16 protein-coding genes are annotated in these 15,557 nt (G+C 69.4%); 13 read left to right on the top strand and 3 right to left on the bottom strand.

The features are described from left to right. Window positions 1-51: 51 nt before the first annotated feature. Window positions 52-426: an endonuclease domain-containing protein gene (locus MEICH_RS0118170; protein ID WP_027893770.1), complete on the top strand. Its 375-nt coding sequence runs from the start codon at window positions 52-54 to the stop codon at window positions 424-426. 12 nt (window positions 427-438) lie between these two features. On the opposite strand, the gene MEICH_RS0118165 is transcribed toward MEICH_RS0118170, so the two are convergent. Continuing rightward, window positions 439-1,587, bottom strand: a complete 1,149-nt coding sequence (locus MEICH_RS0118165; protein ID WP_027893769.1) for a phosphopentomutase — start codon at window positions 1,585-1,587, stop codon at window positions 439-441. Window positions 1,588-1,649: 62 nt separating this feature from the next. Here MEICH_RS0118165 and MEICH_RS0118160 point away from each other — a divergent pair, with 62 nt between their 5' ends. Further along, complete coding sequence (locus tag MEICH_RS0118160) at window positions 1,650-2,933, top strand: NHL repeat-containing protein (RefSeq protein WP_157202896.1); 1,284 nt, start codon at window positions 1,650-1,652, stop codon at window positions 2,931-2,933. Here MEICH_RS0118160 and zapE read toward each other — a convergent pair. Further along, complete coding sequence (gene zapE, locus MEICH_RS25955) at window positions 2,908-3,915, bottom strand: cell division protein ZapE (protein WP_036219687.1); 1,008 nt, start codon at window positions 3,913-3,915, stop codon at window positions 2,908-2,910. The genes MEICH_RS0118160 and zapE overlap by 26 nt on opposite strands. Before the next feature lie 151 nt (window positions 3,916-4,066). Between zapE and MEICH_RS0118150 the strand changes: the two genes are divergently transcribed. The 8 genes from MEICH_RS0118150 (at window position 4,067) to MEICH_RS0118115 (ending at window position 11,787) form a co-directional block, all read left to right on the top strand. Next, window positions 4,067-6,049: a diguanylate cyclase domain-containing protein gene (locus MEICH_RS0118150; RefSeq protein WP_027893767.1), complete on the top strand. Its 1,983-nt coding sequence runs from the start codon at window positions 4,067-4,069 to the stop codon at window positions 6,047-6,049. Between the two features lie 65 nt (window positions 6,050-6,114). Continuing rightward, window positions 6,115-6,957, top strand: coding sequence for an isoprenyl transferase (locus MEICH_RS0118145; protein WP_157202895.1), 843 nt, complete (start codon window positions 6,115-6,117; stop codon window positions 6,955-6,957). A 384-nt stretch (window positions 6,958-7,341) separates the two neighbouring features. Next, window positions 7,342-8,265 carry an ABC transporter ATP-binding protein gene (locus MEICH_RS0118140; protein ID WP_051304333.1) on the top strand — a complete coding sequence of 308 codons (924 nt, stop codon included), beginning with the start codon at window positions 7,342-7,344 and terminating at the stop codon, window positions 8,263-8,265. Further along, window positions 8,265-9,119: an ABC transporter permease gene (locus MEICH_RS0118135; protein WP_027893764.1), complete on the top strand. Its 855-nt coding sequence runs from the start codon at window positions 8,265-8,267 to the stop codon at window positions 9,117-9,119. The genes MEICH_RS0118140 and MEICH_RS0118135 overlap by 1 nt, the downstream gene beginning before the upstream one ends. A gap of 329 nt (window positions 9,120-9,448) precedes the next feature. Continuing rightward, window positions 9,449-9,991, top strand: a complete 543-nt coding sequence (locus MEICH_RS0118130) for a EutP/PduV family microcompartment system protein (RefSeq protein ID WP_051304332.1) — start codon at window positions 9,449-9,451, stop codon at window positions 9,989-9,991. Window positions 9,992-9,994: 3 nt separating this feature from the next. Continuing rightward, window positions 9,995-10,243: a glutaredoxin family protein gene (locus MEICH_RS0118125; RefSeq protein ID WP_027893762.1), complete on the top strand. Its 249-nt coding sequence runs from the start codon at window positions 9,995-9,997 to the stop codon at window positions 10,241-10,243. A 9-nt stretch (window positions 10,244-10,252) separates the two neighbouring features. Continuing rightward, a complete protein-coding gene (locus MEICH_RS25950; protein WP_051304331.1) occupies window positions 10,253-10,870 on the top strand; it encodes a D-glycero-alpha-D-manno-heptose-1,7-bisphosphate 7-phosphatase in 618 nt (205 codons plus the stop codon). A 32-nt stretch (window positions 10,871-10,902) separates the two neighbouring features. Next, the gene (locus tag MEICH_RS0118115; protein ID WP_027893761.1) at window positions 10,903-11,787 is read left to right on the top strand and encodes a DMT family transporter; all 885 of its coding nucleotides are present in this window, start codon (window positions 10,903-10,905) and stop codon (window positions 11,785-11,787) included. A 127-nt stretch (window positions 11,788-11,914) separates the two neighbouring features. Here the strand turns inward: MEICH_RS0118115 and MEICH_RS0118110 are convergent, their stop codons facing one another. Beyond that, window positions 11,915-12,889 (bottom strand): hypothetical protein, encoded by a 975-nt coding sequence (locus tag MEICH_RS0118110; protein ID WP_027893760.1) that lies wholly within the window; start codon window positions 12,887-12,889, stop codon window positions 11,915-11,917. Window positions 12,890-13,008: 119 nt separating this feature from the next. On the opposite strand from MEICH_RS0118110, the gene MEICH_RS0118105 reads away from it, so the two are divergent. The 3 genes from MEICH_RS0118105 (at window position 13,009) to MEICH_RS0118095 (ending at window position 15,543) form a co-directional block, all read left to right on the top strand. Then, on the top strand, window positions 13,009-13,605 hold the full coding sequence (locus tag MEICH_RS0118105; protein WP_027887982.1) for a DUF3105 domain-containing protein: 597 nt from the start codon (window positions 13,009-13,011) through the stop codon (window positions 13,603-13,605). 187 nt (window positions 13,606-13,792) lie between these two features. Beyond that, window positions 13,793-14,458: a response regulator transcription factor gene (locus MEICH_RS0118100; RefSeq protein ID WP_027887981.1), complete on the top strand. Its 666-nt coding sequence runs from the start codon at window positions 13,793-13,795 to the stop codon at window positions 14,456-14,458. Beyond that, window positions 14,458-15,543: a sensor histidine kinase gene (locus MEICH_RS0118095; protein WP_027893759.1), complete on the top strand. Its 1,086-nt coding sequence runs from the start codon at window positions 14,458-14,460 to the stop codon at window positions 15,541-15,543. The genes MEICH_RS0118100 and MEICH_RS0118095 overlap by 1 nt, the downstream gene beginning before the upstream one ends. Window positions 15,544-15,557 lie beyond the last annotated feature (14 nt).

Genomic DNA, 15,557 nt, shown 5'->3' with positions numbered 1-15,557 from the left:
TCAAAAGGGAGGTTAATTTTTGGAGGTATTCTCAGGCAGAATAACTCCGCCATGCCTCGCCGCTTCCTGACCTACAACCCCAAGCTTATAGAGCGTGCTAAAGAACTTCGCAAAAACATGACCGCTGCCGAGCGGAAGTTATGGGCCTATTTACGAACCCTCGAGCCCCGCTGGTTGCGCCAGCGCCCGATTGATCAGTACGTCGTGGATTTCTACTGTGCCGAACGCAAGCTGGTGATCGAGGTAGATGGACACTCACATTTCACCGAGGATGGGCAAGCTTACGATGCCGAGCGCACGGCTGTCCTCGAGGGGCTAGGTTTGAAGATTTTGCGCTTCACCAACAGCGAAGTATTGGAGGAGTTCGAGGGAGTCTGCGAACAGGTTTCGAAGCTCGTAGCGACCTCGAGCTGGTCGCAAGGCTAATGCGACACAGCCTCAAACAATCCGCTTCCCCGGCCCTCCCCACTCGAGCCCGAACAACCCTGCCCACGTCGCCGCCAGGTCGGCGAAGGTCTCGCGGGTGCCCAGGTCCCGCCCGGCCAGGCCCGGCCCTACCGCCAGGAGCATGCCGTACTCGCGGGTGTGGTCGGTGCCGCGCCAGGTGGGGTCGTTGCCGTGGTCGGAGACGATGAAGAGGTAGTCGTCGGGCCCCAGCCCGGCCAGGATGCCGGGGAGGGCGGTGTCGAAGTCGCGCAGGGCGGCGGCGTAGCCTTCGGGGTTGCGGCGGTGGCCGAACTTGGCGTCGAAGTCAACGAGGTTGGTGAAGACCAAGCCCGAGAAGTCCTGCTGCATGAGCCCCAGCGTGCGGGCGACCCCGTCGGCGTTGTCCTTCGACTTCACCTCGCGGGTGAAGCCGCGGTGGGCGTAGATGTCGGGGATCTTGCCCACCCCCACCACCTCGAGCCCGGCCCCCTTGAGCACGTCGAGGACGTTGGGAGGGGGCTCGAGGGCGAAGTCCTTGCGCAGGTCCTCGCGGCGGGCGTAGTAGCCGGGATCGCCCTCGAAGGGGCGGGCGATCACGCGGGCGACGGCCAGCGGGCCCACCAGCATCTCGCGGGCCACGCGGCACCACTCGTAGAGGGTCTCGAGCCCCACCTTGCCGACGTGGGCGGCCACCTGGAACACCGAGTCGGCGGAGGTGTAGACGATGGGGAAGCCGGTCTCGAGGTGGGCGTCGCCGTAGTCGCGGATGGCGTCGGTGCCGGAGTAGGGCTGGTTCAGCAGCCAGCCCCCCACGCCGATGCGCTCGGCGTAGCGCCGGAGGAAGTCCTGTGGAAAACCCTGTGGAAAAACCTGGAAGGGGTGCTCGAGCCGGATGCCCACGAACTCCCAGTGCCCCGTCGAGGTGTCCTTGCCCGGGTTGACCTCGGCCATGCGGCCGAAGGCGCCCTGGGGGGCCTCCGCCGGGGGCAGGCTGTGGACCCCGGGCACGCGGCCCAGGCCCAGCGCGGCCAGGTTGGGCAGCTCCACGCCGGTCTTGAGCACCGTGTGGTCGAGGGTGTCGGCCCCCTCGTCGCCGAAGCGGGCGGCGTCGGGGAGGTAGCCCAGGCCCACGGAGTCGAGGACGATGGTGGTGATCTTCATGGCCCCAGGATACCCTTGGGGTGTGCCCGGCGGGTGTCTGGTCCCGGGAGACGGGGGTGTGGGTGAAACGACGGTCGCTGTGGGTGTTCGTCCTCCTTTTCGCCGGGTGCGCCGTGCCTGAGGGCCGGCTGCGGCTCGTCGTCGTCGCTGAGGGGGGCCTCGAGCCCCGGGTCGTGGTCGAGGGCCAGGGGGCGCGGCTCGAGGCCGGCCAGAGCACGACGCTCACCCTCCCTCCCGGCACCTATTCCCTCACGCCCTACCCGGCCCGCAAGCCGGGCGCCCTGGTGGACGAGGCCTACCGGGGCGAAACCCTCACCCCCACCGTCCAGGTCCGGCCCGGGGCGCTCGCCGAGGCAGCGGTGAGCTACGGGCCGCGCCTGCCGGGGAGCGGGTTCTTGTGGTTCCTGCGGCGGGACGCGGCCGAGGTGGCCGCCTATGCCGCCGGACGGCTCGAGGCGAGCAGCACCCTCCCGCCCGACCTCACCCTGCGCGGCACCAGCGAGCGGCCCCTCACCGACCCCTGCGGCCTCGCCGTGGACCCCCAGGGGGCGCTGTGGGTGGGCAATTGCGGGGCGCTCTACAACGCGGCGATCTACAAGTACGCGCCCGAGCAGCTCGAGCCCGGCGGCGAGGCCGTGCCCAGCGTCACGCTCACCTACGACGACCCCGCGGGCCTGCCCTTCGAGCCCGAAGCGCTGGCCTTCCTGAGCGACGGGCGGCTGGTGGTGGCCGAGCGGGCGCGCGCCGCCTTGCTGGTCTACTCGCCCGAGCAGTTGCGGGCCGACGGCGCGCCGGCCCCCGTGGTCGTGCGGAGCTCGAGCCCCGGCGGCCTGGGCGACGTGGCCGACCTGCAGCTCGACCCCGCGGGCGGCGCGTGGGTGGTCAACGCCTCCGGCCTCTCCAAGACCGTGGTGCGCTTCGCGCCGGGGCAGCTCCTGGCCTCCGGGAAGGTCACGCCCGAGGTGCGGCTGGAGCTGGAGCTCGCCAAAGACCCGCCCAACGCCCTCATGGCCATGGCCCTCGAGCCCGGCGGCGACCTGTGGGTAGCCCACACCGGCCTCGACCTGCTGGCGCACTACGCCGCCGGCGACGTGCAGCGCTCCGGCAAACCCGCCCCCGGGGTCCGGGTCGGCGTCCCCGGCTGCGACCCCGTCGATCTGGCCCTCGACAACCAGGGCGGGCTGTGGGTGAGCTGCTACGCGCGCCGCACCTTCGAGCGCTACGCCCCCGCCGACCTGCGGCAGTCGGGCAACCCGGCCCCGGCAACCGTCCTGGGCGACGGCGGCGAGGGCTGGCTCTCGCGGATTTGGGACCTGGCCTTCAGCCCTGCGGCACGGGCGCGCTAGCCCGGGTAGCGCCCGACAGCAGCTCGGCGAGCCTCGAGAGGCAGCGGCCGAACTTCTTGGCGAAGGCCCCGTGGCGGTAGCTCTCGAGGAAGATCTGCTCCAGCGGCACCCCCGAGGCCCGGAGCTGGAGGCCGCGGTCGTAGAGCTTGTCGACGAAGTGCACGAAGCGTAGGGCATCGTTGAGGTCGGGGATGGGGGCTAGGCCCTCGAGGTAGACGACCTCGAGCGACTCGAAGAGGTAGCGGTAGCGGATGGGGTGCAGGCCGCGCAGCAGGTAGAACAGCTCGCCGAAGGAGTCGTAGCTGGCCGCCCGGGTCTCCTCGTGGTAGAGCTCCTCGAGCTCCTCCGCCTCGAGGGGCAAGGGCGGGTGATGGAAGTCGCGGTGGCGGTAGTCCTCGCCGTCGATGGTCTCCACCGCGAAGCGGCGGGCCAGGCTCTGGATCTGGATGCGGAACTGCTCGGCGTTGAAGCGCCCCTGGCCCAGGGCGCTGGGCTGGGTGTTGGAGGTGGCGGCCACCCGCAGGCCCCGCTCCATGGTCTGGCCCAGCAGGTTGGTGACCATCTGGGCGTTGCCGGGGTCGTCGAGCTCGAACTCGTCGATGAAGAGGTAGGCCAGGCCCCCGAAGCGCTCGACCGCCTGGGCCATGCCCATCAGGCCTACCGCGTAGGTGAGCTCCTCGAAGGAGAGGTAGGCCTTGGGGCCGGGGGCCTGCCAGTAGGCCGCCACCAGGAGGTGGGTCTTGCCCACCCCGAAGCCCCCGTCGAGGTAGATGCCGCGGGGGTCGGGCAGCTTCTTGCGGAAGAAGCCTTGCGGCCGGTCGCGCACCCAGCGGCTCAGGCGCTCCTTGGCCGCGGCCTGGGAGGAGAAGCGGGGGTCGGGGTGGTAGGAGTCGAAGGTGGCACGGCTGTAGCGCGGCGGCGGCACGAACTGGGCGAGCAGGGCCTCGAGGTCGATGTGGGGCTGTCGTTCAACCAGGCGCACGGCTTCAAGCCTATCGCCTTTGGCGGGGTTTGGTCAGCGGCCCCGATCACCCCGCCGCGTCTCGCGAAATTTTCCGTTTTCCCATAAAACCGGGGCGAAGAGCACAAAAAGGGTATGATCTCTCTTCGGTAAGCACCACCCGGCGCGCGTTATGAAAGCCCAGCCCCGCCCCAACCCCGTCACCGCCCTCAGCAAAAGCGAACTCGAGCGAAGGCTGCGCGAGGCCACCATGCTCAAGCAGATCGTCGCCACCTCGGGGGCGCCGCTCGAGCCCCTCACGGTGCTCAACGTCATCTGCAGCGAGCTGGTGGAGGTGGTGGGCGTGCAGCACGCGGGCTTCGCGCGCATGTCGGAGGACGGGCAGCACCTCACGGTGGTGGCCGAGTTCGGCGGCGAGCACCGCACCGGCCTCAACGACCGCATCCCCCTCAAGGGCAACGTCATCACCCAGAAGGTCATCAAGACCCGCAAGCCCGTGGCCGTGCTCGACGCGCAGAACGACCCCCGCATGGGCGCGGGCCGCGAGGCCGCCAGGCACTTCGGGGTGGTGTCCATGCTGATCGTGCCCATCCTGGCGGGGGACCGGGTGGTGGGCACGCTGGGCCTCGACAGCTACGAGCCGCGCAAGTTCGGGCGCAGCGAGATCGTGCTGGTGGAGGCGGTCTCGAGGGCCGCCTCCCCGCTGCTGGAGAACGCCCACCTCTTCGACCAGCTCAAGACCGAGCTCGCCGAGCGCCAGCGGGCCGAGGAGGAGTTGCGCAAGTCGCGCACGCTCTACCAGGAGCTCGTCAACAGCCTCGAGGGCGTGGTGTGGGAGGCCGAGCTCCACAAGGACAGCCTGGTCTTCACCTTCGTCAGCCGCCAGATCGAGCGGGTGCTGGGCTACGGCATGAGCGAGTTCCTGGGCCCGCGCGAGAAGAGCGTGTGGCCCAGGGTGCTCTACCCCAGCGACTTCGAGCAGGTGGCCCAGCGCCTGCGCACCCTGGCGATCACCCTCGAGACCGCCGAGGTCGAGTACCGCGCCCTCGACAAGGACGGGCGGCTGCACTGGTTCCAGGACCGCATCTCGGCGCTGCGCGAGGTGGACGGCACCGTGCGGCTGCGCGGCCTGATCGTGGACGTGACCGACCATAAGCGCGCGGTGCGGCTCGAGCGCGACCGCAACCTGGCCCTGGAGCTCATCGCGCGGGGGGCCGAGCTGGAGGACATCCTCGAGGTGCTCATGGAGATGCTCGCCGCCCAGCTCCCCGAGGTGGCCTGCGCCATCCAGGTGCTCAAGAGCGGGCGGGTGCGCTTCGCTGCCAGCGCCAACCTCCCCGAGACCCTGCGCCGCTTCTTCGAGGCGGGCGCGACGGGGCCGCTGGGCTACCGCGTGCAGGAGGGCGAGGCCTCGGCCATGCCCGACTTCGAGCAGGAGCAGCACCTCGACGACCCCGCCCGCCAACTGCTGCTGCGCAGCGGCTACCGCAGCGCCCTCACCCTCCCCGTGACCTCCAAGGAGGTGGTGCTGGGCGCGCTCACCGTCATCAGCCCCAGCCCCCTCGAGCCCGACGTGCGCGCCGCGCACATCGTCGCCGACCTCGCCGCCATCGCCGTCGACCGCCAGGGCCTCATCGAGCAGCTCGAGTACCAGGCCACCCACGACCCCCTCACCAAGCTCCCCAACCGCATGCTCTACCAGCAGCGCCTCACCCAGGCCATGCAGCGCGCCGAGGAGAAGGGCCGCCTGGTGGGGGTGCTCTACATCGACCTCGACAACTTCAAGAAGGTCAACGACACCTTCAGCCACGCCACCGGCGACGAGCTCCTGCGCAGCGTGGCCCGCCAGCTCGCCGCCGCCGTGCGCCCCGGCGACACCGTGGCCCGCCTGGGCGGCGACGAGTTCGGCGTCATCCTGGCCGACCTCCCCTCGGTGCAGATGGCCGAGCGCCTCGCCCGCAAGATGGGCGCCGAGGTGAACACCAGCGTGCGCATCGGCAACCGGGCGCTCGAGGTCACCGCCTCCATCGGCCTGGCCCTCTACCCCCGCGACGGCACCGACGCCGACGCCCTGTACCGCCACGCCGACCGCGAGATGTACGCGGTGAAGGGCAAGCCCGCCGACAAGGCCCCGCCGGCGGCCGAGGGCCGGTAGGCGGCGCCCCGCCCGGACGCTACGGGCGCTAGAATGGGCTTCGGACTGGACCTCGAGGTTCGCGCATGGCAGTAGACACCCCGTTAATTCCCCGCAAGACTTCCCTGCGGCAGCAGGTCATCAACCTGCTGCGCGGCGCGCTCAAGCCGCTGTATTGGTGGTACGAGAAACGGCTGGAGGCCGAGGTGCGCCACGGCCACGTGCCCCGCCACCTGGGCATGATTCTAGACGGCAACCGGCGCTTCGCCCGCGAGCTGGGCCTCGCCGGCCACGAAGGGCACGAGTTCGGCGTGCAGAAGGCCTACGAGGTGCTCGAGTGGTGCTTGGAGCTCAAGATCCCCACCGTCACCATCTGGGTCTTCTCCACCGACAACTTCAACCGCTCACAGGTCGAGGTCGAGACCCTCATGAACCTCTTCGTCAAGGAGGCGCGGCGCATGGCCCAGGACCCGCGCATCCACGCCAACGAGGTGCGGGTCAAGGTCATCGGGCGCCACGACCGCTTCCCCCCGAAGGTGCTGCAGGCGCTGGAGGAGCTCGAGGAGGCCACCAAGCACCACGAGGGCATGCTGCTCAACATCGCCATGGGCTACGGCGGGCGCGAGGAGATCGTGGACGCGGTCAAAAGCCTGCTCCTGGAAGCCGCTCACACCGGCAAGAGCCCTGAAGAGCTCGCCGCCGAGCTCGACATGGAGCACATCTCCGAGCGCCTCTACACCGCCGGCGTCCCCGACCCCGACTTCATCATCCGCACCTCGGGCGAGATCCGGCTCTCGGGCTTTTTGCTGTGGCAGGCCGCCTACAGCGAGTACTACTTCTTCGACGCCTTCTGGCCCGCCTTCCGCCGCGTGGACTTCCTGCGGGCCATTCGGGCCTACCAGGGCCGCGAACGCCGCTTCGGCAAGTAGGCGTTAAAAAAATCATCGGGCCCCCGGGAGTGCTTGGGGGCCCTTTCCATCGCACTTCGGAGCCCAACAATCCATCGGTATGGACACGGTCCATATAACGCCAATTTTCACGCACTCCGGACCAATTCCGGGTTATTCTTAGGCATGGTCTGGAATGCACGGCAAAAGCCCCGGCTCCGCTGGTGGGAGCTGCTCATCCTGGGCGTTCCCGTGATCGAATGGCGGTGAATGGAGGTCGTACGTCAAACGCCGAACGCTAAACGCAAGACGTCCTGACCCTCGGCCCTCGACCGACCGCGGGCCACGGGTCTCCCTGACTGTCCCTCTCCTCTATCCCCTCCCTGCCATACCGCTCTAATTTTTCCGGCCCGTATACTCGCCCCTGTGCCAGCCGCCATCCGCACCGCGCACCTGCGCAAGGTATTCCGGGGGAGGCCAGCCGTCGAGGACGTGAGCCTCGAGGTCGAGCAGGGGGAGGTGTTCGGGTTTCTCGGTCCCAACGGGGCGGGCAAGACCACCACCGTCAAGATGCTGCTGGGCCTGACCTACCCCACGGCGGGGAAGCTCGAGGTGCTGGGGCACTCGCCGCAGGACAAGGAGACCCGGCGCTTCATCGGGTTCTTGCCCGAGATGTTCCGTTTCCACGACTGGCTGACCGGGGAAGAGTTCTTGCGCTTCCACGGCGAGCTGTACGGGATGGAGGCGGCCGAGCTGCGGCGGCGCATCCCGGAGGTGCTCGAGCAGGTCGGGCTTCTGGGGCGCGAGCGCGAGCGCATCCGGGGCTACTCCAAGGGGATGCAGCAGCGCATCGGGCTGGCGCAGGCCATCCTGCACCGGCCCCGGCTGGTCTTCCTCGACGAGCCCACCAGCGCCCTCGACCCGCTGGGGCGGCGCGAGGTGCGCGAGATCATCGGGCAGCTCAAGGCCCAGGGCACCACGGTCTTCCTCAACTCGCACCTGCTCTCCGAGGTCGAGCAGACCTGCGACCGCATCGCCGTCGTGCACCGGGGGCGGGTGGTGCGCAGCGGGCGCATGGGCGAGCTGCTGGCCGAGCGCCTCGAGGTCGAGCTGCGCGTAGACGCCCTCTCCCCCGGCCTGCTCGAGCGCCTGAAGGACCTGGGCACCCTGCGCTCCACCGACGGGCAGGGCGCGGTGCTCGAGGTGGACTCCGAGGCCAAGCTCCCGCGCCTGGCCGAGGCCATCTTTCGGAGCGGAGCCCAGCTTTACGCCCTGACCCCCCGGCGCCTGAGCCTGGAAGAGCTGTTCGTCTCGCTCGTGAGCGACAAGGTCGAGCGGAGGGGGGCCTGATGCTCAAGGTGGCCCGCTTCACCCTGCGCGAGGCGGCGCGCAAGCGGCTGCTCTTCGCCCTGGCGCTGCTCACCGTGCTGTTTTTGGCCTTCTTCTTCTACGGGGTCTACCTCCAGGAGCAGGCTTTCGAGCGGCGGGCGCGGGAAGCGGGCCTCGAGCGCTTCCCCCAGGCCGAGTTCGCCTGGATGTTCGTGGTGCTGATGGGCTTGTACATGGTGAACTTCCTGGGCGGCCTGGTGAGCGTGTTCAGCGGGGTGGGCAGCCTCTCGGGCGAGCTCGAGGCCGGGACCCTCCACACCGTGCTCACCAAGCCCCTGAGCCGCGCCGAGGTGGTGCTGGGCAAGTGGCTGGGCATGAGCCTGCTGGCCTTCGCCTACATGACCCTCACCGGGGGCGGCCTGCTGCTGGGCACCTGGCTGATGGTGGGCTACCTCCCCCCCGAGCCCCTCCCCGCCCTGGGCCTGATGGGCCTCAACGCCGTGCTGCTGCTCACCCTCACCCTGCTGGGCTCCTCCTTCCTGCCCACCCTCACCAACGGCATCGGCCAGGTGGTGCTCTACGGGATGGGCTGGACCGGCGGCATCTTAGGCTTCATCGCCCAGTTCACCAACACGCCGCTGCTCGAGCGCCTTTCCAAAGCCAGCACCTGGCTCATCCCCACCGACGCCCTCTGGCGCTTCGCCTCCTACTACCTACAAAGCCCCGAACTGCTCCAGCTCTCCCGCCAAGGCCCCGAAGGCAACCCCTTCGCCGGGAACCGCCCCGCCGATCCCCTTTTCCTGCTATGGGTGGGCGCGTATATCGTCGCGGCGTTGGCGCTGGCAGTTTGGATCTTCCGCAAGCGGGATCTGTAGAAGCGGTCAGGAGTAAGCCGTCAGCGGTCAGGAGTAAGCCGTCAGCGGTCAGGAGTAAGCCGTCAGCGGTCAGGAGTAAGCCGTCAGCGGTCAGCTTTCAGCCGTCAGCCGGTGGCATGTGGTGACCCCTCCCCCACCCTCCCCGCCGGCGGGGAGGGTTTATCCCCCCCGGCCCCCCTTGCTAAGGGGGGTAAAGAGCGTTTTGCGTCTTGCGTTTTGCGTTCGGCGTCTTGCGTTTTGCGTCTCGCGTACGACGTAGGACGCACGACGTACGACCCACGCCCGGCGTCCGGCCACCGACCTCCACCCACGGTGTATCCTGAAACTCTATGCCCTTGCAGCGGATCGTCGTATTCGGAACCACCGGCAGCGGCAAGAGCACGCTGGCGAGGCGGCTCGGCGAGCGCCTGGGCCTGCCCTACTTCGAGACGGACGCCCTGCACTGGAACCCGGGGTGGGTGCCCACCCCTGAGCCGGAGTTCCGGGCGAGGGTCGAGAAAGCAACTAGGGGGCCCCGCTGGGTCACGGAGGGCAACTACAGCGCCATCCGCGACATCCTGCTCTCCCGGGCCGACACGGCCATCTGGCTCGATTACCCCTTTCCGCTGGTCTATACGCGCCTGCTGCGGCGCACCCTGAGCCGGGTGATCGACCGCAAGCCCGTCTGCAACGGCAACTACGAGACCTGGCGGCAGATGTTCAGCCGCAATTCCATCCTGCTGTGGGCCTTCAAGAGCCACTGGCGCAAGAAGCGGCACTACCCCGGGCTCTGGGCCCAGTACCCCCACCTCACCGTGCTGCGCTTCACGTCGCCGGGCGAGCTCGAGGCCTGGCTGCGGGAATCGGGGGCGCGGGCGGCGGCCTCGAGGTGAGTCATGGTCAAGGTGTACGGACTGACCGGCTGCGGCCCCTGTGAGGTCGCCAAGCTCTTCCTCGAGCAGAAGGGCGTGGAGTTCGAGTTCGTGGACATCGGCGAGGACGCCCAGGGCCTGCGCAAGGTCAGGGAGCTGGTGGGCGGGCTGAGCGCAGGGGTGGTGCTCGAGGTGGACGGCAAGAGCGAGGCCATCCTGGGGGTCTCGATCCCCCGGCTCGAGCGCTGGTACCGTGAGCACGTCGAGCCATAGACTGGCTTCGTGAAAGCTGTTTTCCTCGACCGAGACGGGACCATGAGCCTGGAAGGGGGTTACTGCCACCCCGATGATTTTAAACTGGCTCCTTTTACCGCCGAAGCCGTTCGGCTCCTCAACCAGCGAGGCTGGCGGGTGGTGGTCGTCACCAACCAATCGGGGGTGGCCGATGGTCGGTTTACCCTGGCGCAGTTGCACACCTGCTTCGAAGCCATGACCCAGGAGTTGGCGCGGGCCGGAGCCTGGCTCGAGGCCATCTACTTCTGCCCCCACTCCCCCACGGCCTCCGTCGAGGCCTACCGCCGGGACTGCGAGCACAAGAAGCCCGCACCGGGAATGCTGCTGCGGGCGGCTGAAGATCTCGGGCTGAAGCTCGAGGAATGCTTCATGATCGGGGACATGGGCTACAGCGACATGCAGGCAGGTGCGCGGGCAGGGTGTCGAAACATTCTGGTGCGTACCGGACACGGCGCGACCTCGCTCGGGCGTTACCGCCAGGACTGGGCCGCGGTAGAGCCTGATTACATCGCCGCAAATCTGCTAGAAGCGGCCCGCTGGATCGCCGGGCAAGGCCAGGGTGGCCTTCCGGTGAGCGGTGCGAGAACCCGCATCGTCTCACTGTGAGGGTGGCGCACCCGCCCGGTAGACTTGGAGCCGTGCGCCGTGACCACCTGCTGGGGCTGCTCTACCTCAACATCGCCACGCTGCTGTGGGGCACCACCTTCGTGGTGATCAAGCAGTCGCTGGAGTCGCTCAGCGCCTCCCAGATCACGCTGGCCCGCTTCGCGGTGGCGGCGCTGTGCTTCGTGCCCTTCGTGCTGCGGCTGGAGCGTAAGGTGTGGCTGGCGGGGCTCGAGCTGGGCTTCTACTTGTGGCTGGGCTACGCCACGCAGGCCGTGGGGCTGGAGTACACCACGGCGAGCCGCAGCGCCTTCATCACCACGCTCTACGTGGTGATCCTGCCGATTTTTCTGGGGCTGATCGGGCACAAACTGCGCCTGCCGGTGTGGGCAGCGGCGCTGATGGCGATCGTGGGGGTGGGCCTGTTGTCCTACGACGGCTCGCCGCCCAACGTGGGCGACCTCTGGACGCTGGGCACCGCGCTGGCCTACACCTTCTACATCTGGCGCCTCGAGCACTTCGTGGCGGTGCGCAGCTACCCCACGCTGCCCATCACCGGCGTGCAGATGTTCGGCGTGGCCCTGCTCTCGGGGGTGTGGGTGGCCTGGGAGCGCCCGGCCTGGAACTGGGCCACGCTCCCCTACGCCGAAATGCTCTACCTGGGCCTCATCGCCACCGCCATCTGCGTCTGGCTTCAGGCCCTGGGCCAGCGCACCGTCCCGGCCCCCGAAGCCGCCATCGCCTTCACCCTCGAGCCCGTCTACGCCGCCATCCTGGCCTACTTCCTGCTGGGCGAACGCCTGGGCGTGCAAGGGCTGGCGGGAGGTCTCCTGATCCTGGGCGCCACGCTGGTGAGCCAGCTCCCCCAACTGCTGCGTCCGAGGCGGGAGCTGGATAGGAAGAGAGGGGAGCGGGTTTAGGGCTAGGAGCTTGTGGCCTGTGGTAAGACCCTCCCCCCACGAGGGAACGGAGCGGGTAGGGCCGGGTCTGAGACCCGGCCCTACGGCGTTTAGTGTTTAGCTATCGGCTATCGACCACCGACACCCCCTACTCCACCTCCTCCCCGTTGAGCGTCACCGTGAACTGCCCGCATCCGGTGAACTCGAGCCGCAGCGTGTCCTGCTCGCCGCTGGGGCGGGTGTAGACCCACTCCTTGGCGCCGGCGTCGTAGTTGAGCAGGCGGCTGGGGCTGGCGCAGTCGGCGCGGTTGTAGTGCAGGGTGGGGTCGGTGTACCAGACGAGGTTGCGGGTCTTGCCGCCGCGCACCCAGGTGAGGCTGCCGGGGTTGTCCTGGGCGATGGTGATGGTGCCCTTGGCCCAGGGGGTGTCGGGGAGCTCGGGGGCGTAGGTCTTCTCGACCTCGAACTCGGCGCTGCCGGTGTAGGTGTTGGCGCCCTTGGTGACGCTGACGGCCTGGCTGTAGTCCTTGGCGATGGCGTAGAGGCTGGCGTCGCTCTTGTCGAGGGTGAGGCTGCCGTCGAAGGCGTGGTCGATGACGGTGCCGTCGTCGCGGGTGAGGACGGTGTGGAAGCCGGCGAAGCCGGCGCTGTAGCCGCTCAGGGGCAGGGCGTCGTTGGTGTCGCTGAGGGTCACGCTGCCCTCGGTGGTGTAGTCGGTCCCGCCCGCGCGGGTCCCAGCGCAGTCGAAGGTGACGGTGACGTTGGCGGGCACGCCGTCGTCGTCGGCGTCGGTGTAGTCGGTGGGGCTCACCGTCACGCTGCACTCGCCCGAGCCAGCGGGGGGCAGGTAAGCACCGACGGCGTTGAGCAGGTGGATGAGGCGGCGGGGCAGGCGATAGCCGATGGCGTTGCGCGCCCCCTCGGTGAGGGCCGCCGCCTGCAGGCTCGAGCCCCCGCGGGCGTCGGCCAGCAGGCCGACGTCGAGGGCAAGGTCGCCCGCCGCGGCCTCGGAGAGGGCCTGGGCGTCCTGTTCGCTGAGGCCGGGGCTCGAGCCCGGGTTCTGGGTCGTGCAAGCCGCCAGCAGCAGGGTGAGGGCCAAACCGGCCAGATATTTGGGTTTCATCGCTCTTACCTCCGGCTCTAAGCATGCTCACGAAGCCTTAAGCCGGTACCGGGTCCAAGCTGAAGTCAACCTGAAATCCCAATTGCCCTCACCCCGAATGCGGTAGCTTGGTAGGGTCTATGGGAAAGAGCGCACGGAAACAGGCCTTGAAGTATTCGTCCAAGCCCAAGCCCAGCCCCTGGCCCTGGGTCATCGGCGGCGTTCTCGTGCTGGCGGTGGCGGTCTGGGGCTTCCTGCGCTGGCAGGGCCAGCAGGGGGTGCCCAGCCTCGAGAGCCTCATCGAGGAGGGCAAGCCGGCCCTCACGCAGGTGCAGAACCACCCGGACTACGGGCGCAGCCACGCCAACATCGGCGCCTCGCTGAGCTACGCCACCGACCCGCCCACCTCGGGGACGCACTGGTACAACTGGAGTGAGCCGGGCTTCTACACCCGCGGCGAGCCCCGGGAAAAGCTGGTGCACGCGCTCGAGCACGGCAACGTCGTGATCTACTACGACCAGCCCGGGGAGGAAGTGCTCAAGACCCTGCGGGTCTGGGCCGGCCGCTACCGGGGCCAGTGGGACGGGCTGGTGGTGGTGCCCAAGGCGGGTCTGGGCCAGACCGTCGAGCTCACCGCCTGGACCAAGCTGCTGCGGCTGGAGCGCTGGGACGCCGCCGCGGCTGCCGCCTTCATCGACGCTTACCGGGGCCGGGGGCCGGAGAACCCGGTGCGCTAGACGCTGAATGTTCGACGCTGATAGCTGATAGCTGATAGCTGAGCGCGGGTCGTACGTCGTACGCAATACGCAAGCCGCAAGACGCTACTTCTCCACCCCCCTTAGCAAGGGGGGCTAGGGGGGATACTCCCACACGTCACTAGCTCTTGGTCACCGGCCGCACGGCATGCGTAAGCTGGGGGTGAGTATGGCTCGAGTGCTGCTGGTCGATGACGACCCTTCCATCCACGAGGTGCTGGGGGCCTACCTGCGCCAGGAGGGGCACGAGGTGGTGGAGGCGCGCGACGGGGCCGAGGCGCTGGCCCGGCTGGGCGCGGCCGACCTGCTGATCCTGGACCTGATGCTGCCGAAGGTGGGCGGGCTCGAGGTGGCCCGGGAGGCGCGGCGGGACTACCCCGACCTCCCCGTCCTGATGCTCACCGCCAAGGGCGAGGAGGAGGAGCGCATCGAGGGCCTCGATCTCGGCGCCGACGACTACGTGACCAAGCCTTTCAGCCCGCGCGAGGTAGTGGCACGGGTGCGGGCGCTGTTGCGACGCCGGGGGCTGCGCGACGAACTCGCCTTCGGGGCCCTCACCCTCAAGCCCGCCGAGCGCGTAGCCCTGCTGAACGGGGCTCCCCTACCGCTGTCGCGGCTGGAGTTCGACCTGCTGCTCACCCTGGCCCAGCACCCCGGGCTGGTGTGGAGCCGGGCGCGGCTGCTCGAGCGGGTGTGGGGCGGGGACTTCCCCGGCGTAGATCGCGTGGTGGACGTGCACATCGCGGGCCTGCGCCGGAAGCTGGGCGAGGACAGCGACAACCCCCGCTACATCGAGACGGTGCGCGGGGTGGGCTACCGCTTCCGGGAGGAATAATGTTCACGCGGCTGTTCCTGACCCACCTGCTGGCGGCGCTGGTGGCGCTGGTGGCCTTGCTGGGCTTCGCGGAGTGGCTGGCCCCGCGCTTTTACCAGAGCCACATCGAGCAGATGGTGGCGGCCATCGGGCCGCAGGGCCACGAGCTGCACGCCGACCTCGAACGCGGCCTGCGCTCGACCCTCACCGCCGCCTGGCTGGCCTCGCTGCCGCTGGCCGGGCTGCTGGCGGCGGGCACGGCCTGGGTGGTCTCGAGGCGGGTCAGCCAGGGGGTGCGGCTGCTGGCCCATGGCAGCCGTAGCATCGCGCAGGGGCACTACCACGACCGCCTGCCGGTGCACGGCCGCGACGAGCTGGCCTCTCTCGCCCAGGACTTCAACCGCATGGCCGAGGCGCTGGAGAGGGTCGAGCAGAGCCGCGTCGAGCTCATCGGCTCCGTCGCCCACGAGCTGCGCACGCCCCTGGCCGGGCTGCAGGGCTACGCCGAGGCCCTGGCCGACGGGGTGCTACCGCCCGAGCAGGCCGCCGGGCGCATCAGCCACGAGGTGCGGGCCATGCGTCGCCTGGTCGAGGATTTGTCGCTGGTCTCGAGGGTCGAGGCGAGAGCGGTGGAGATTCGCCCGCAGGCGCTCGACCCTGCCGCGGCCCTGAGGCGGGCGGCCGAACGCTTCGAGCTGGTGTTCGCGGAACAGGGGGTGGCCCTGCGGCTCGAGCCCTGTGGGCCGCTGCCGGCGGTGTGGGGCGATCCCGAGCGCCTGCAGCAGGTGCTCTCCAACCTGCTCGCCAACGCCCTGCGCCACACCCCGCCCGGCGGGGAGGTGGGGCTGAAGGCCGAGCCGGCGCGGGGCGGGGTGCGCTTCAGCGTGCGCGACACCGGCCCTGGCATACCCCCCGAGCACCAGGCGCGGGTCTTCGAGCGCTTCTACCGCGTGGACTCGGCCCGCAGCCGCCAGGACGGCGGGAGCGGGGTGGGCCTCACGGTCGCGCAGGGCCTGGTCGAGGCCATGGGGGGCAACATGGGCCTCGAGAGCGAGGTCGGGCGCGGCAGCACCTTCTGGTTCACGCTGCCGCCAGCCCGGTCCTGAGCCCTGTCGCGCTC

The organism is Calidithermus chliarophilus DSM 9957 (genome assembly GCF_000430045.1).
GTDB lineage: Bacteria > Deinococcota > Deinococci > Deinococcales > Thermaceae > Calidithermus > Calidithermus chliarophilus.
This window is presented reverse-complemented; position numbering and strand designations above follow the sequence as displayed.

Coding starts and splice junctions, on each gene's coding strand:
- MEICH_RS0118170 (WP_027893770.1), top strand. CDS start 52: ATGCCTCGCCGCTTCCTGACCTACAACCCCAAGCTTATAGAGCGTGCT.
- MEICH_RS0118165 (WP_027893769.1), bottom strand. CDS start 1,587: ATGAAGATCACCACCATCGTCCTCGACTCCGTGGGCCTGGGCTACCTC.
- MEICH_RS0118150 (WP_027893767.1), top strand. CDS start 4,067: ATGAAAGCCCAGCCCCGCCCCAACCCCGTCACCGCCCTCAGCAAAAGC.
- MEICH_RS0118145 (WP_157202895.1), top strand. CDS start 6,115: ATGGCAGTAGACACCCCGTTAATTCCCCGCAAGACTTCCCTGCGGCAG.
- MEICH_RS0118135 (WP_027893764.1), top strand. CDS start 8,265: ATGCTCAAGGTGGCCCGCTTCACCCTGCGCGAGGCGGCGCGCAAGCGG.
- MEICH_RS0118130 (WP_051304332.1), top strand. CDS start 9,449: ATGCCCTTGCAGCGGATCGTCGTATTCGGAACCACCGGCAGCGGCAAG.
- MEICH_RS0118125 (WP_027893762.1), top strand. CDS start 9,995: ATGGTCAAGGTGTACGGACTGACCGGCTGCGGCCCCTGTGAGGTCGCC.
- MEICH_RS0118110 (WP_027893760.1), bottom strand. CDS start 12,889: ATGAAACCCAAATATCTGGCCGGTTTGGCCCTCACCCTGCTGCTGGCG.
- MEICH_RS0118105 (WP_027887982.1), top strand. CDS start 13,009: ATGGGAAAGAGCGCACGGAAACAGGCCTTGAAGTATTCGTCCAAGCCC.
- MEICH_RS0118100 (WP_027887981.1), top strand. CDS start 13,793: ATGGCTCGAGTGCTGCTGGTCGATGACGACCCTTCCATCCACGAGGTG.
- MEICH_RS0118095 (WP_027893759.1), top strand. CDS start 14,458: ATGTTCACGCGGCTGTTCCTGACCCACCTGCTGGCGGCGCTGGTGGCG.